The 14939-nt window shown below is 60.5% G+C and carries 14 protein-coding genes; 8 read left to right on the top strand and 6 right to left on the bottom strand.

Annotated elements, in window-relative coordinates; translation table 11 throughout:
- The 4 genes from AC1VYI_RS15295 (at window position 1) to AC1VYI_RS15310 (ending at window position 4664) form a co-directional block, all read left to right on the top strand.
- Window positions 1–1161, top strand: a complete 1161-nt coding sequence (locus AC1VYI_RS15295) for an ABC transporter substrate-binding protein (RefSeq protein ID WP_406807670.1) — start codon at window positions 1–3, stop codon at window positions 1159–1161.
- Window positions 1134–2663 carry an ABC transporter permease family protein gene (locus AC1VYI_RS15300; protein ID WP_226483714.1) on the top strand — a complete coding sequence of 510 codons (1530 nt, stop codon included), beginning with the start codon at window positions 1134–1136 and terminating at the stop codon, window positions 2661–2663. Before AC1VYI_RS15295 ends, AC1VYI_RS15300 begins: the two co-directional genes overlap by 28 nt.
- Window positions 2663–3283 carry an ATP-binding cassette domain-containing protein gene (locus AC1VYI_RS15305; protein ID WP_045353671.1) on the top strand — a complete coding sequence of 207 codons (621 nt, stop codon included), beginning with the start codon at window positions 2663–2665 and terminating at the stop codon, window positions 3281–3283. Before AC1VYI_RS15300 ends, AC1VYI_RS15305 begins: the two co-directional genes overlap by 1 nt.
- Before the next feature lie 73 nt (window positions 3284–3356).
- Entirely contained in the window at window positions 3357–4664 is a 1308-nt protein-coding gene (locus tag AC1VYI_RS15310; RefSeq protein WP_134866506.1) for a sulfurtransferase, read from the top strand.
- On the opposite strand, the gene AC1VYI_RS15315 is transcribed toward AC1VYI_RS15310, so the two are convergent.
- Both AC1VYI_RS15315 and AC1VYI_RS15320 read right to left on the bottom strand, forming a co-directional pair.
- Window positions 4661–5278: a CDP-alcohol phosphatidyltransferase family protein gene (locus tag AC1VYI_RS15315; RefSeq protein WP_045353669.1), complete on the bottom strand. Its 618-nt coding sequence runs from the start codon at window positions 5276–5278 to the stop codon at window positions 4661–4663. The genes AC1VYI_RS15310 and AC1VYI_RS15315 overlap by 4 nt on opposite strands.
- Complete coding sequence (locus tag AC1VYI_RS15320; RefSeq protein WP_134866507.1) at window positions 5271–5840, bottom strand: carboxymuconolactone decarboxylase family protein; 570 nt, start codon at window positions 5838–5840, stop codon at window positions 5271–5273. Before AC1VYI_RS15320 ends, AC1VYI_RS15315 begins: the two co-directional genes overlap by 8 nt.
- 75 nt (window positions 5841–5915) lie before the next feature.
- Between AC1VYI_RS15320 and AC1VYI_RS15325 the strand changes: the two genes are divergently transcribed.
- Window positions 5916–6332 carry a pyrimidine (deoxy)nucleoside triphosphate diphosphatase gene (locus AC1VYI_RS15325; protein ID WP_134866508.1) on the top strand — a complete coding sequence of 139 codons (417 nt, stop codon included), beginning with the start codon at window positions 5916–5918 and terminating at the stop codon, window positions 6330–6332.
- Here AC1VYI_RS15325 and AC1VYI_RS15330 read toward each other — a convergent pair.
- Window positions 6292–6570 carry a DUF1496 domain-containing protein gene (locus tag AC1VYI_RS15330; protein WP_047651934.1) on the bottom strand — a complete coding sequence of 93 codons (279 nt, stop codon included), beginning with the start codon at window positions 6568–6570 and terminating at the stop codon, window positions 6292–6294. The two genes, AC1VYI_RS15325 and AC1VYI_RS15330, sit on opposite strands and share 41 nt — an antisense overlap.
- Before the next feature lie 228 nt (window positions 6571–6798).
- Here AC1VYI_RS15330 and gdhA point away from each other — a divergent pair, with 228 nt between their 5' ends.
- Window positions 6799–8142 carry an NADP-specific glutamate dehydrogenase gene (gdhA, locus tag AC1VYI_RS15335; protein WP_134866509.1) on the top strand — a complete coding sequence of 448 codons (1344 nt, stop codon included), beginning with the start codon at window positions 6799–6801 and terminating at the stop codon, window positions 8140–8142.
- Between the two features lie 69 nt (window positions 8143–8211).
- On the opposite strand, the gene AC1VYI_RS15340 is transcribed toward gdhA, so the two are convergent.
- The 3 genes from AC1VYI_RS15340 to AC1VYI_RS15350 all read right to left on the bottom strand — a co-directional run bounded on the left by AC1VYI_RS15340 (window position 8212) and on the right by AC1VYI_RS15350 (window position 11834).
- Window positions 8212–10119 (bottom strand): DNA topoisomerase III, encoded by a 1908-nt coding sequence (locus AC1VYI_RS15340; RefSeq protein ID WP_134866511.1) that lies wholly within the window; start codon window positions 10117–10119, stop codon window positions 8212–8214.
- A 4-nt stretch (window positions 10120–10123) separates the two neighbouring features.
- The gene (gene selD, locus AC1VYI_RS15345) at window positions 10124–11167 is read right to left on the bottom strand and encodes a selenide, water dikinase SelD (RefSeq protein ID WP_134866512.1); all 1044 of its coding nucleotides are present in this window, start codon (window positions 11165–11167) and stop codon (window positions 10124–10126) included.
- 115 nt (window positions 11168–11282) lie between these two features.
- Window positions 11283–11834 carry an NAD(P)H nitroreductase gene (locus tag AC1VYI_RS15350; protein ID WP_045401546.1) on the bottom strand — a complete coding sequence of 184 codons (552 nt, stop codon included), beginning with the start codon at window positions 11832–11834 and terminating at the stop codon, window positions 11283–11285.
- A gap of 167 nt (window positions 11835–12001) precedes the next feature.
- Between AC1VYI_RS15350 and sppA the strand changes: the two genes are divergently transcribed.
- Both sppA and ansA read left to right on the top strand, forming a co-directional pair.
- Window positions 12002–13858, top strand: coding sequence for a signal peptide peptidase SppA (gene sppA / locus AC1VYI_RS15355; protein ID WP_134866514.1), 1857 nt, complete (start codon window positions 12002–12004; stop codon window positions 13856–13858).
- 63 nt (window positions 13859–13921) lie between these two features.
- Window positions 13922–14938, top strand: coding sequence for an asparaginase (gene ansA / locus AC1VYI_RS15360; RefSeq protein ID WP_008500705.1), 1017 nt, complete (start codon window positions 13922–13924; stop codon window positions 14936–14938).
- The last annotated feature ends 1 nt before the right edge of the window (window position 14939 follow it).

A 14939-nucleotide genomic window follows, 5' to 3' on the forward strand; every position in this document is an offset into this window, starting at 1 on the left:
GTGCGTTTTTGCGCGTTCCTGACCGGTCTGCTGCTGGCAGCCCCCCTCTGTGCCGCCGAAAGCTGGCACGCTATCCAACAGCAGGCCAAAGGCCAGACCGTCTGGTTTAACGCCTGGGGAGGCGATCCGGCGGTCAACCGCTACCTTGAGTGGGTCAGCGGTGAGATGCAAACGCACTACGCCATTACCCTAAAAATTGTCCCGCTGGCGGACGCCGCCGATGCGGTAAAACGGATCCAGACGGAAGCCGCCGCGGGGCGTAAGGCCAACGGCTCGGTTGACCTGCTGTGGGTCAACGGCGAAAACTTCCGCACGTTAAAAGAGGCGAACCTGCTGCAAACCGGATGGGCGCAGACGCTGCCAAACTGGCGCTATGTCGATACCCGTAAACCCGTCACGGAAGATTTTGCGATTCCAACCGACGGGGCGGAATCCCCGTGGGGCGGCGCGCAGCTAACCTTTATCGCCCGCAAAGCCAGCATGCCGACGCCGCCGGTGGATCCGCAGGCGCTGCAGGCCTACGCGCAGCAGCACCCGGGTAAGATCAGCTATCCCCGCCCACCCGATTTTACCGGCACGGCATTTCTTGAGCAGCTGCTGCTGACGCTCACCGATCGCCCTGAGGCTTTACAAAAAGCGCCCGATGCAACGTTTGCTGAGGTTACGGCGCCGCTCTGGGCCTACCTCGATAAGCTGCACCCGCTGCTGTGGCGCGAAGGAAAAGATTTCCCTCCCTCGCCAGCACGAATGGATGCCCTGCTTGCCAGCGGCAGTCTGAACCTGTCGCTGACCTTTAACCCGGCGCATGCGCAGCAGAAAGTGGCGAGCGGCGAACTGCCTGCCGACAGCTACAGCTTTGGTTTCCAGAGCGGGATGCTCGGCAACGTCCATTTTGTGGCTATCCCGGCCAATGCCAGCGCGAGCGCGGGCGCAAAGGTAGTCGCTAATTTCCTGCTGTCACCGCAGGCGCAAATCCGCAAGGCCGACCCGGCCATCTGGGGAGACCCGAGCGTCCTGGATGCGAAAACGCTGCCCGAAGAGGAAGCGAAACAGCTGCTGACCCATACGCCTCAGGGGCTGCCGCAGGTGCTTGCAGAGCCGCAGTCCGCCTGGGTGAACGCGCTGGAGCAGGAATGGCTGCGTCGTTACGGCACCCGCTGAGCGGGCTTGTCTGGCTGGCGATGGCGGTGATTTATCTGCCGATCCTGCCCGCCGGCGTGATGCTTTTCGCACCGGCGCTTTCTGCGACAAACTGGCAGCGGCTGCTGAACGATACGCAGCTGCCGCAGGCGACCGTCGCCACGCTGATCTCAACGCTTATCGCCACGCTGGGGGCGTTGCTGATTGCCCTTTTCTTCGTCTGCCTTTTGTGGCCAGGTCAACGCTGGCGACGCCTCACGACCCGGCTGCCCTGGCTATTGGCGATCCCCCATGTGGCGTTCGCCACCAGCGCGTTACTGCTGTTTGCCGAGGGCGGTCTGTTTTATCAGCTCTGTACCGTCTGTACGGCTCCGTTTGACCGCTACGGCGTCGGGCTGGGCCTGACGCTCGCGGTCAAAGAGAGCGCGTTCGTGCTGTGGGCTATTTACGCCCTACTGCCGGAACAACGGCTCGCGCAGCAGAAGATCGTCCTGCAGACCTTTGGCTACGGGCGTTATCAGACGCTCAGCTGGCTGATTCTCCCGGCGATCGCGCCTGTCCTCGGCGCGGTGATGCTGGCGGTGCTGGCATGGTCGCTCTCGGTCGTGGACGTAGCGATCGTTCTCGGGCCCGGCAACCCGCCCACCCTGGCCGTGCTGGCCTGGCAGTGGCTAAGCCAGGGCGACGCGCAGCAGCAGGCAAAAGGAATGCTGTTGTGCCTGCTTCTCCTCATGCTGCTGGCCGCGCTTGCCGCCCTCGGATACGGCCTCTGGAGGGTATGGCGTCGCACAATTCCGGACCTCGCGGGGACGCGCCGAAGGTCTCAGCGCGTCCTGCCTGAGCGGGCACTCAGCGGGTTACTGCCCGCGTGCGGCATCCTGTGCGCTGCGGTACTGCTGATGCTGGCGCAAGGGGGTGACGTGGGTTCCGTGGGGACCAGCCTCTCCTTCGGCCTGCTGTCGAGCCTGATCGCCCTCATCGTCATTTTTCTCTGGCTGGAATGGGGACCGCAGCGCGGCGCAGCGTGGGTGTGGTCACCGCTCGCCCTTCCGGCGCTGCCGCTCGTCACCGGGCAATATTTTATTGCTTTGCGTCTGGGGCTCGACGGGCGCTATGCCGCCGTGCTCTGGAGCCATCTGCTGTGGGTGTTGCCGTGGATGCTGCTGGTTCTGCAGCCCGCCTGGCGGCGGATCGACCCCCGGCTTATCCTTACCGCCAGAACGCTCGGCTGGCGACGGGCAAAAATATTCTTACTGCTGAAATGCACCCTGCTGGTGCGCCCGGCGCTGCTGGCCTTTGCTATTGGTTTTTCCGTCAGCATGGCGCAATACATGCCGACGCTCTGGCTGGGCGCGGGGCGCTTCGCCACGCTGACCACCGAAACCGTCGCGCTCAGCAGCGGGGGCAGCATCCCTGTTCTCGCCAGCAGGGCGCTGGGATTACTGCTGGTCACGGGCACGGTGTTCGGTCTTGCTGCCCTGATATCCCGGCTCGCGGGCCGCTACCGTCAAGGATTACGTTAATGCTGAAGGTTAAAGGTCTCACCATCGAACCGCTTTTCCGCGAGGTCAATTTTTGCGTTCCTCGCGGGGAGATCGTTACCCTGATGGGGCCGTCCGGCAGCGGCAAATCGACCCTTTTTGCGTGGATGGTCGGCGCGCTGTCAGACGATTTCCAGGCGCGGGGCGAACTGTGGCTCGACGCGCGTCGCTGCGATAGCCTCCCTGTTGAAGCCCGCGGGCTGGGCATTCTCTTTCAGGATGCGCTGCTGTTTGAACAGTTCAGCGTCGGGCAAAATTTGCTGCTGGCCTTGCCTGAGCGGATCGTCGGGAGAGCGCGTCGGGAAGCGGTCGAGCAGGCGCTGGATTCCGCCGGGCTGAGCGGTCATTACGCCAGCGATCCGGCCACCCTCTCCGGCGGGGAGCGTGCCCGGGTCAGCCTGCTGCGGGCCCTGCTCGCAGAGCCGCAGGCGCTGCTGCTGGACGAACCGTTCAGCCGCCTCGATAAAACGCTGCGCAAGACGTTTCGGACATGGGTTTTTGACGCCGCCCGCGCGCGCAATATCCCGGTGGTGCTGGTCACGCACGATGAGGACGATATTCCGCCCGGCGGCGAGCTGATTGAGATTTCTCGCTGGCAATAATGTGCTAACGCAATGTTTTCCGTTTCGGGAGAGACGACAATGCCCCCCTCTTTTACTGACGTCAGGTTATTCGATGAAACGTGTTTCTCAACTGACCGCGCTGGCCCTGCTCTGCGGCCTCGCATCCTTTTCCTCTCTGGCGGCTGATTTGGCCAACGCGATGACGCTCTCCCAGCTTCAGGCACAGCACGGCACGCCTGTCGACACCCGCCCCAGCGCGTTCTATAACGGCTGGCCGCAGACCCTCAGCGGCCCCTCCGGGCATGAACCCGCCGCACTCAACCTGGCTGCCGCCTGGCTGGGCGCAATGAGCGACGAGCAGATTGCGAGCTGGGCAAAACAGCATCAGCTTACGCCCGCGACGGCCATCGCCCTCTACGGCGACGAGAACGATAACCTGGCGGTGAAATCCCGCCTGGAGAAAGCCGGATACCGCAACGTCTCGCTGCTCAGCGACGCTCTGCAGACGCCCGACCGCCTTCAGCGCCTGCCTCACTTTGAACAGCTGGTTTATCCGCAGTGGATCCACCGTCTCCAGCAGGGTAAACCCGTGACCGCCGCGCCGGCGGGGGACTGGAAAGTGATTGAAGCCGCCTGGGGCGCACCGAAGTTTTACCTGCTAAACCACATTCCCGGCGCGGGCTACATCGACACCAACGAGGTGGAAAGCGAGCCGCTGTGGAATAAAGTCTCCGACGACACGCTGAAAGCGATGCTGGCGAAGCACGGGATCCGTCACGACACCACCGTCATTCTGTATGGCCGTGACGTTTACGCCGCCGCGCGCGTGGCGCAGATCATGCTGTATGCAGGCGTGAAGGATGTGCGTATTCTCGACGGCGGCTGGAAGGCGTGGTCCGATGCAGGCCTGCCGGTTGAACGCGGCACGCCCGCGAAAGTGAAGCCAGCCCTCGATTTTGGCGCGCCGATCCCCGGCCAGCCGCAGCTGATGGTTGATATGGAACAGGCGCGCGGGATGCTGCACCGTCAGGATGCCTCCCTGGTCAGCATTCGTTCCTGGCCGGAGTTCATCGGCGAAACCAGCGGCTACAGCTACATCAAGCCAAAAGGTGAAATTGCCGGTGCCCGCTGGGGTCATGCGGGCAGCGACGCGACCCATATGGAAGATTTCCATAACCCGGATGGCACCATGCGCAGCGCGGACGATATCGCCGCCCAGTGGAAGCGCTGGAATATTCTGCCGGAACAGCACGTCGCGTTTTACTGCGGCACCGGGTGGCGGGCGTCAGAAACCTTTATGTACGCCCGGGCGATGGGCTGGAAGAATGTCGCCGTCTATGACGGCGGCTGGTACGAATGGAGCAGTCACCCGCAGAACCCGGTCACCACCGGAGAGCGTGGGCCAGAAAGCGCTCTCTAAGGGCTGAGTGACTTCAGCGTCACATAGCCGCTCCAGACGCGCGTTGTGGTGGTCAGCCAGCACAGCGCGCCGAATACCCACGCGAACAGCGTAAAGTGCGCCGGGAACAGGCAGCACAGCACGAACAGGGCGATGGTCTCCGTCCCTTCCGTTAACCCACCGATGTAATAAAACGACTTGTGCGCATAGCCGGGGTTGTCGATGTCGTGCTTCGCCGCCAGCGCCGCAAACGCCAGAAAGCTGCTGCCGGTCCCGATAAACGCAAACAGCAGCCAGGCGGCCGCCAGCGCATTCTCAGCGGGTGCCGCGAGCGCAAAGCCAAACGGCACCAGGGCGTAGAACAGAAAATCGAGCGCGATGTCGAGAAATCCCCCCGCATCGGTCAGCCCTCTCCGGCGCGCCAGCGCGCCGTCCAGACCATCCAGCAGGCGGTTAAGCACGATGGCAGCCAGCGCAGCCGGATACCAGCCGAGGGCCAGAAACGGCAGCGCCAGCACGCCGATGGCAAACCCGGTCAGGGTCAATCCGTCGGGCGTGATGCCCGGCTTATCCAGCACGGAAACCAGACGATTCAGAGCGGGCTTAACCCGCGGGTGCAGGTGACGGTCAAGCATGGGGAGTCTCGCTAAACGTGGCGCACAGCCCCTGCGCCGGAATATCCAGCGCGGCATTAAAACGGGCGGAGAGATTCTGAAACGCAATCAGCGCCGTCATCTCGGTAATGGCATCGTCCGTGAAGTGGCGTTTCAGCGCCGTTCTGACTGCCTCATCCGCCCGGGGCGGCGTGGCGGTCATCGCCTCGGCGTAGGCCAGCGCCGCGCGCTCCTGCTCGGTGAACAAGGAGGAATCCTGCCAGTCGCTCACGGCCTGAACCTTATCCAGCGCGCCGCAGCGCTCGGCCAGACGCAGGCTGTTGGCATCAATGCAGAAAGCGCAGTGACAGAGCTGGGATACCCGCGTCATGAGCAGCGAACGCAGCGCGGGCGTCAGGCGCGCGTGACGACGCTCCAGAAAGCCGACAAACAGCGCCACCAGCCAGAACAGACGCGGCATTCGCCCCCACCAGCGGGTGGGATTCAGCACCGCGCCAAAATGCTTTTTCTGCATGGCGGCTATCGGTTTTAGGCTGGCGGGAAGGGATTCGAGGGGGGCAACCCAGGCGGGGGACTCTTTCACCTGATTCTCCTGTTTACTGGACTCTGAGAAAGGGCACGATAATATGTCTTTTTTCGCTATTAATTATTGACGACCATGCTGAAAACACTCGATGTCGTTGCTGCCATCATCGAAAAAGACGGCAACATTTTACTGGCGCAGCGCCCTGCCCACGCCGACCAGCCGGGAATGTGGGAATTTGCAGGCGGTAAAGTCGAGGCCGGAGAAACCCAGCCAGAAGCGCTTATCCGCGAGCTGCGTGAAGAGTTGGGCATTGACGCCCTGCCGGGACAATACGTGGCAAGCCACCAGCGGGAAGTCTCCCAGCGGTTGATTAACCTGCATGCCTGGCACGTTCCTGCTTTCCGCGGCGATATCACGGCGCACTACCACAGCGCGCTGGCGTGGTGTAAGCCGGAAGAGGCGTTTGGCTACCCCTTAGCCCCCGCGGATATTCCGCTGCTGGAAGCGTTTATTGTTTTACGCGACGCCAGACCAGCGGGTTCGTGCTGATGGCGCGCTCGTCGCGCTGGCACTGCAGCAGAATGCCGTCCGCTTTCACAACGGCCCCTTCCGAGTAGTTCTGATTCTGATAGATACAGCACTGATTGCAGGGCTGCACCGTTTGATTCTGGCCGCTGGAGCTAAACACTTCCGGCGGCACATTCACTTCCACATCCGGACGAATGCGGTCAGCCTGAGCGCCAGCGGTAAACATCAAACATAACGCGGTCATCACATAACGGTTCATCGACTTGTCTTCCTGTTGTGTCCTGATATTGACTATAACGGTAAACCAGAGCGGAACCTTTAATTTATCTCTTCATCGCTTTTCGTTATGACGCCCGCCCTCTCATTAATTTCCCTTTCGTTATAAATTTCTGCTTGCCTCACAAAGCGGTACGGGTGGTATAGTCAAAAAAACAACACAAATCGCATAAGTAATAAACATAAAATACGATAAGAGGTTCTTATATCTATGGATCAGACACGCTCTCTGGAAAGTTTCCTTGCCCATGTTCAGCAGCGCGACCCGCACCAAAGCGAGTTCGCTCAGGCCGTGCGTGAAGTTATGACCACCCTGTGGCCCTTCCTTGAACAAAACCCGCGTTATCGCCAGATGTCTCTGCTTGAACGCCTGATCGAGCCAGAGCGCGTGATCCAGTTCCGCGTGACGTGGGTTGACGATCGCAACCAGGTACAGGTTAACCGCGCGTGGCGCGTTCAGTTTAACTCGGCCATTGGCCCGTTTAAGGGCGGCATGCGTTTTCATCCGTCCGTGAACCTGTCGATTCTGAAATTCCTCGGCTTCGAGCAGACCTTTAAAAACGCCCTCACCACGCTACCGATGGGCGGCGGGAAAGGCGGCAGCGATTTCGACCCGAAAGGCAAAAGCGAAGGCGAAGTGATGCGCTTCTGCCAGGCGCTGATGACCGAACTCTACCGTCACCTCGGCCCGGATACCGACGTTCCTGCCGGTGATATCGGCGTGGGCGGACGTGAAGTGGGCTTTATGGCCGGGATGATGAAAAAGCTCTCCAACAACAGCGCCTGCGTCTTTACCGGCAAGGGGCTGTCGTTTGGCGGGAGCCTGATCCGCCCGGAAGCGACAGGATACGGCCTGGTTTACTTCACCGAAGCCATGCTCAAGCGTCACGGTTTGGGCTTCGAAGGTATGCGCGTGGCGGTCTCCGGCTCCGGTAACGTGGCGCAGTACGCGATTGAGAAAGCAATGCAGCTTGGCGCCCGCGTGGTCACCGCCTCTGACTCCAGCGGCACGGTGGTGGATGAAGCCGGCTTCACGGCAGAGAAGCTGGCGCGCCTGTGTGAAATCAAAGCCAGCCGCGACGGCCGCGTGGCGGATTATGCCCGGGAGCTTGGCCTGACCTACCTGGAAGGGAAACAGCCGTGGGGCGTGCCGGTGGATATCGCCCTGCCGTGCGCCACGCAGAACGAGCTGGATGCAGACGCCGCGCGTACCCTGATTAGCAACGGCGTAAAAGCGGTGGCCGAAGGGGCGAATATGCCTACCACCATCGATGCGACAGATCTGTTCCTTGAGGCGGGCGTGCTGTTTGCGCCGGGCAAGGCCGCTAACGCGGGCGGCGTGGCGACCTCCGGCCTCGAGATGGCGCAAAACGCCGCGCGTCTCGGCTGGAAGGCGGAGAAAGTGGATGCGCGCCTGCACCACATCATGCTGGATATTCACCATGCCTGCGTGGAGTACGGCGGCGAGGCGTCGCAAACCAACTACGTGCGCGGGGCGAATATCGCCGGGTTCGTGAAGGTGGCGGATGCGATGATTGGTCAGGGCGTGATTTAAGGTTTATCGCGTGCGGCCGGGTGCCCTCACCCCGGCCCTCTCCCACTGGGAGAGGGAGAAAAACTTGTGTCAGGCCGCGCTCTTTTTCTTCTTGAACGGTTTCTTCGCGCCGCCACCGGGCGCAACCATCCCTCTGAACGTTTTCACCGGCGTGCTGCGCGCCTGATCGATCAGCTGATAAAGCGTCCCGACCAGCGGCTGCATAAAGTCCTGATAGCGGCACTGCTTCTCGCTGATCTGCGTCAGCACAGATTCCCAGTGTGCGGTCATGTCCGGCCTGGCGGCCAGCTCCGGCAGAGAGTGGATTAGCGCCCGGCCCGGCTCCGTTGAGTGGATATAGCGTCCCTTTTTCTCCAGGAAGCCGCGCTTAAAGAGCAGCTCGATGATCCCCGCTCGCGTCGCTTCCGTTCCCAGACCGTCGGTGGCGCGCAGGATCTTCTTCAGATCTTTATCCTGAACGAACCGGGCGATCCCGGTCATCGCCGACAGCAGCGTTGCATCGGTGAAATGGCGCGGAGGCTGGGTCTGACGTTCAACCACTTCGCCCTTCTCGCACAGCAGTTCGTCATCTTTGGCGACCACCGGCAGCGGCGTGCCGTCGTTCTCTTCGTCACGCTCTTTGTTGCCGAGCAGCGTGCGCCAGCCGGCTTCCGCGAGGAAACGCGCTTTGGCGATAAACTTGCCTTTGGCAATCTCAAGCTCAATCACGCACTTGCGGAATACCGCGTCCGGGCAGAACTGCATCAGATACTGACGGGCGATCAGGTTATAGACCTTCGCTTCGTTCTCGGTCAGGTTGACGCTGCTGGCGCGGGCCGTCGGGATAATCGCGTGGTGGGCATCGACCTTTTTGTCGTCCCAGCAGCGGTTATGGGTGTCCGGGTTTACCGCCGGCTGCGGGAGCAGATCCGGCGCGTGCGCGCTAATGGCGTTCATCACCGAGTGGCGACCGGCAAAGTGCTCTTCCGGCAGATAGCGGCTGTCCGAACGCGGGTAGGTGATGAGCTTATGGGTTTCATAGAGCTTCTGGCAGATATCCAGCACGTTCTGCGCGCTGAGGCCAAAGCGCTTCGCGGCCTCAATCTGCAGGGCCGACAGCGAGAACGGCAGCGGCGCGGGTTCTGATTCCCGTTTATCGTTATAGCTGGTAACAATAGCCGGCTGGCCGGTAATGCGGTTAACCACATGATCCGCCAGCGGACGGTGCAGCAAACGCCCCTCTTCATCCTGATATGACTCGCAGGCATCGCTCGGCTGCCAGGCGGCGGTAAAGCGTTCGTCTTTAGGCGTGACGATATGCGCTTTCACTTCAAAGAAATCTTTGGCGACGAAGTTCTCAATCTCTTCATCACGACGCACGACCAGCCCCAGCACCGGCGTCTGCACGCGCCCCACGGAGAGCACGCCCTGATAGCCCGCGTTGCGCCCAAGTATGGTGTAGGCGCGGGTCATGTTGATGCCGTACAGCCAGTCGGCGCGCGCGCGGGCGAGCGCCGAGACGCACAGCGGAATAAACTCGCTGTTGGCGCGCAGGCGCGAGATCGCACGCTCCACCGCCTGCGGGTTGAGGTCGTTGATCAGGCAGCGCTGCACCTGCTGACGCTTTTCCGGCGCCAGTTCAAGATAGTCCAGCACCTCATCCACCAGCAGCTGTCCTTCCCTGTCCGGGTCACCCGCGTGCACGATTTCATCGGCTTCATGCAGGAAGCGCTTGATCACGTTGAGCTGTTTGGTGACCGAAGGTCGGGGCTGCAGGCGCCATTTTTCCGGCACGATGGGCAGATCGTTTAAATTCCAGCGGGCGTAGCGGCTGTCATAGACATCCGGCTGCGCCTGCTCAAGCAGGTGACCGATACACCAGGTGACCACCTGCCCGTTACCGCATTCGATAAAGCCGTCACCTTTGCGATGCGGCTTAGGCAGCACATCGGCAATGGCACGGGCCAGGCTCGGCTTTTCGGCAATAAACAACCGCATCGAATTAACGGATCTCAATCATCGGACGACCGCCGCGCGCGGTCACCAGCTCGCCGATGGCCGTCAGGGTGATGCCGAACTCGGCGGCAGTGGCCTGAACCTCGGCTTCGGATTCCGGAGTGACCGCCAGAAGCAGGCCGCCGGAAGTTTGCGGATCGCACAGCAGGTTGCGCCACTCCTCGGGCATTTCGCCCATCAGGTGACCGTAGCTGGCGAAGTTGCGCTGGGTACCGCCCGGGACCGCGCCCTGAGCAATATACTCCTCCACGCCCGGCAGCTTCGGCACGTCCTGATACCAGACCTGCGCCTGCACGCCCGCGCCCTGACACACTTCGGAGAGGTGTCCCAGCAGGCCAAAACCGGTGACGTCGGTCATCGCCTTCACGCCGTCGATATTGGCAAACGCCGCACCGGCGAGGTTCATCTGGCACATGACTTCGGTTGCCAGACCTTTGTGCTCCGGTTTCAGCAGGGATTTTTTCTCGGCGGTGGTCAGCACGCCAATACCCAGCGGCTTGGTAAGGAACAATTTACAGCCCGCCTGCGCGGTGCTGTTGCGCTTTACGCGTTCGGTCAGCACTACGCCGGTGACGGCCAGGCCGAAGATCGGTTCGGGCGCATCAATAGAGTGACCGCCGGCCAGGGCAATCCCCGCCTGCTGGCAGGCAAAACGACCGCCATCAATCACTTCACGGGCCACTTCCGGCGGGAGGGTGTTGATCGGCCAGCCCAGAATGGCAATCGCCATGATCGGCTTACCGCCCATCGCGAAGATATCGCTGATGGCGTTGGTGGCCGCAATGCGCCCGAAGTCGAACGGGTTGTCGACAATCGGCATAAAGAAGTCGGTAGTACTGATAATGCTGGTGCCGTTACCTAAGTCATAAACTGCAGCATCGTCACGCGTTTCATTGCCGACAAGCAGGTTCGGGTCGACAAACTTCGCCTGTTCGCTGTGCAGGATGGTCTCCAGCACTTTCGGGGAAATTTTACAACCGCAACCGGCTCCGTGGCTGTACTGCGTTAAACGAATGGTTTGCTCGCTCATGGACGTCTCCTGTCATCTCAATCGCGCTATGGTAGCGCTCATTCCATCAAGAGGTAAGTATGACTGTCTGAATTCTGCGGCAGATGCTCAGAATCCAGACAGTTTAGGTGCGTTATCAGAAATGGCTGACGAAAGGCGTGGTGTCCGGAATGCTGATGGTGCTGGAGGCTTTAAGCTGCGGGGTGCCGAGATAGAGGAAACCGACAATTTTGTCATGCTCACCGCAGCCAAAACCGTCACGGACCGCCGGGCTTTCGGTCAGCGCACCGGTACGCCAGATGCCGTTAAAGCCCTGCGCGACGGCGGCCATTTGCATCGCCATCACCGCACAGCCTGCGGACATTTCTTGTTCCCAGACCGGCACCTTATGGTCAGCCTGGCATTTCGCCACGACGGCGATAATCATCGGGGCGCGGAACGGGGCATTGCGCGCCTTGTCGATACCTTTCTCATCCTGCCCGGCGGCAATCGCGCCCTGCTCCAGCAGTTGGCTGAAACGATCGCGGCCTTCGCCTTCAATCACAAAGAAGTGCCACGGCTGCAGCGTGCCGTGATCGGGGGCACGCATGCCGGCACGCAGAATATTCTCCAGCTGCTCGCCTGCCGGGGCAGGTTCGGCCAGACGGGAAGCGCTACGGCGGTTAACAAGCAGTTCGAGTGCGTCCATTGGTTAACTCCTTTCTTGAAATTTACTCACAAAATTAACACGACCGCAGATTTTGTTACAGCCTGGCAGGCGATTCCTGCTGACAAGTGGCGGTTGGGTCATTACGATAACCCAACATTACCGTCCAGTGGCGACGGAAACAGTCATTTTCTGGTTAGGGAGAATACATGCGAACCCTTTGGCGAATCATTGCCGGTTTCTTTAAATGGACGTGGAGACTGCTCAACTTCGTCCGCAACCTGGTGATGAACATCTTCTTCATCCTGCTGGTTCTGGTTTGCGCGGGCATCTGGATGCATATCAGCAACGCGAATCAGGCGCAGCATTCGACTCGCGGGGCCCTGTTACTCGATATCACCGGCGTTATCGTTGATAAACCGTCCGCCAGCAACCGTCTGGGGGCAATCAGCCGCCAGCTGTTTGGCGCGACGTCAGACCGTCTGCAGGAAAACTCCCTGTTCGATATCGTCGATACCATCCGCCAGGCCAAAGACGACCGGAACATCACTGGGATCGTGCTGGATCTGAAAGATTTTGCCGGCGGCGATCAGCCTTCAATGCAGTACATCGGTAAAGCGCTGCGCGAATTCCGCGACAGCGGCAAGCCGGTGATTGCCGTGGGCGACAGCTACGGCCAGGGGCAATATTATCTGGCGAGCTTCGCCAATAAAATCTGGCTCTCCCCGCAGGGTACGGTGGATCTGCACGGGTTTGCCACCAACGGCCTGTACTATAAATCCCTGCTCGACAAGCTTAAGGTTACCACCCACGTCTTCCGCGTCGGCACGTATAAATCAGCCGTCGAGCCGTTTATCCGCGACGACATGTCTCCAGCCGCCCGTGAAGCGGACAGCCGCTGGATTGGCGAGCTGTGGCAGAACTATCTCGGCACCGTTGCCGCCAACCGCCAGATTACGCCTGAGCAGGCGTTCCCGGGCGCACAGGGCGTGCTGGATGGCCTGCGTAAGGTTGACGGTGATACCGCAAAATATGCGCTGGATAACAAACTGGTTGATGCCCTGGGCACCAGCGCCGAGATTGAAAAATCCCTGAGCAAGCAGTTTGGCTGGAGCAAAGAGGATAAAAATTACAGCGCCATCAGCATGTATGATTACTCGGCGAAAAAGCCTGATGACAGCGGTAACAGCGTCGCGGTGGTGTTTGCCAACGGCGCCATCATGGACGGCCAGGAGACTCCGGGGAACGTGGGCGGCGATACTACCGCGTCACAAATCCGCGATGCTCGTCTGGATCCAAAAGTGAAAGCGATCGTCCTGCGGGTGAACAGCCCTGGCGGCAGCGTCAGCGCCTCCGAGGTGATCCGCGCTGAACTGGCTGCGGCGCGTGCCGCCGGCAAGCCGGTCGTCGTATCCATGGGCGGAATGGCCGCCTCCGGGGGTTACTGGATCTCAACGCCAGCCAACTACATCGTGGCCAACCCAAGCACGCTGACCGGTTCGATTGGCATCTTCGGGGTGATCAACACCGTGGAAAACAGCCTGGATTCTCTGGGCGTGCATACCGATGGCGTGGCCACCTCTCCGCTGGCGGATGTGTCGGTGACCAAATCCCTGCCGCCAGAAGTCTCTGAGATGATGCAGCTCAGCATTGAGAACGGCTATAAGCGCTTTATCACCCTGGTGGCGGACTCGCGTAAAAAGACGCCTGAGCAGATCGACCAGATCGCACAGGGACACGTCTGGACCGGCCAGGATGCGAAGAGCAACGGTCTGGTGGACAGCCTGGGCGACTTCGATGACGCGGTGAAAAAAGCCGCCGAGCTGGCGAAGCTCAAGCAATGGCATATCGAGTATTACCAGGACGAGCCTTCGTTCTTCGATATGGTCATGGACAGCATGTCCGGCTCGGTACGCGCCATGCTGCCGGAGGCGATGCAGGCTTACCTGCCTGCGCCAGTCGCCACAGCGGCGAAAGCGATGAAGGCGGAAAGCGATAAGCTCGCGGCCTTTAACGATCCACAGAGTCGTTACGCGTTTTGCCTGACCTGCGCTAACGTCCGTTAAAAACCGTCCCCTCTTCCCGCGAAGAGGGGATTTTTTTCTTTTGAAGAACAAGAACTCACTACCATGCAGAAGAAATCGATTTATGTAGCCTACACTGGCGGTACCATCGGTATGCAGCGCTCTGAAAACGGCTATATCCCTGTCTCCGGCCACCTTCAGCGTCAGCTTGCGCTGATGCCGGAATTCCACCGTCCGGAAATGCCTGACTTCACCATCCACGAATACGAGCCGCTGATGGACTCCTCCGACATGACGCCGGAAGACTGGCAGCACATCGCGGATGACATTAAAGCCCATTACGACCAGTACGACGGCTTCGTGATCCTGCACGGCACCGACACCATGGCGTTTACCGCCTCGGCGCTCTCCTTCATGCTGGAGAACCTGAGCAAGCCGGTTATCGTCACCGGGTCGCAAATCCCCCTGGCGGAGCTGCGCTCGGACGGGCAGATCAACCTGCTGAACTCTCTGTACGTGGCGGCGAATTACCCGATCAACGAAGTGTCGCTATTCTTTAATAACCGTCTGTATCGCGGCAACCGCACCACCAAAGCCCATGCTGACGGTTTTGACGCCTTCGCCTCCCCTAACCTGCAGCCGCTGCTGGAGGCCGGAATTCATATCCGTCGTCTGGGCACGCCGCCTGCGCCGAACACCGCCGGCGAGCTGATCGTGCATCCGATCACTCCGCAACCGATTGGCGTGGTCACTATCTACCCGGGTATCTCTGCCGACGTGGTGCGTAACTTCCTTCGCCAGCCGGTGAAAGCGCTGATTCTGCGCTCCTATGGCGTAGGTAATGCCCCGCAGAACGGCGAATTCCTGAAAGAGCTCCAGGAAGCCAGCGAGCGCGGAATTGTGGTCGTGAACCTGACCCAGTGCATGTCCGGAAAGGTCAATATGGGCGGCTATGCCACCGGCAACGCGCTGGCGCATGCGGGAGTCATCAGCGGCTTCGATATGACCGTTGAGGCAACGCTGACTAAACTTCACTATTTACTGAGTCAGGATCTGGACATTCAGTCCATTCGCAGCGCGATGATGCAAAACCTGCGCGGCGAGCTGACCCCGGACGAATAAG

It is taken from the genome of Enterobacter sp. QK-SA4 (assembly GCF_056856775.1).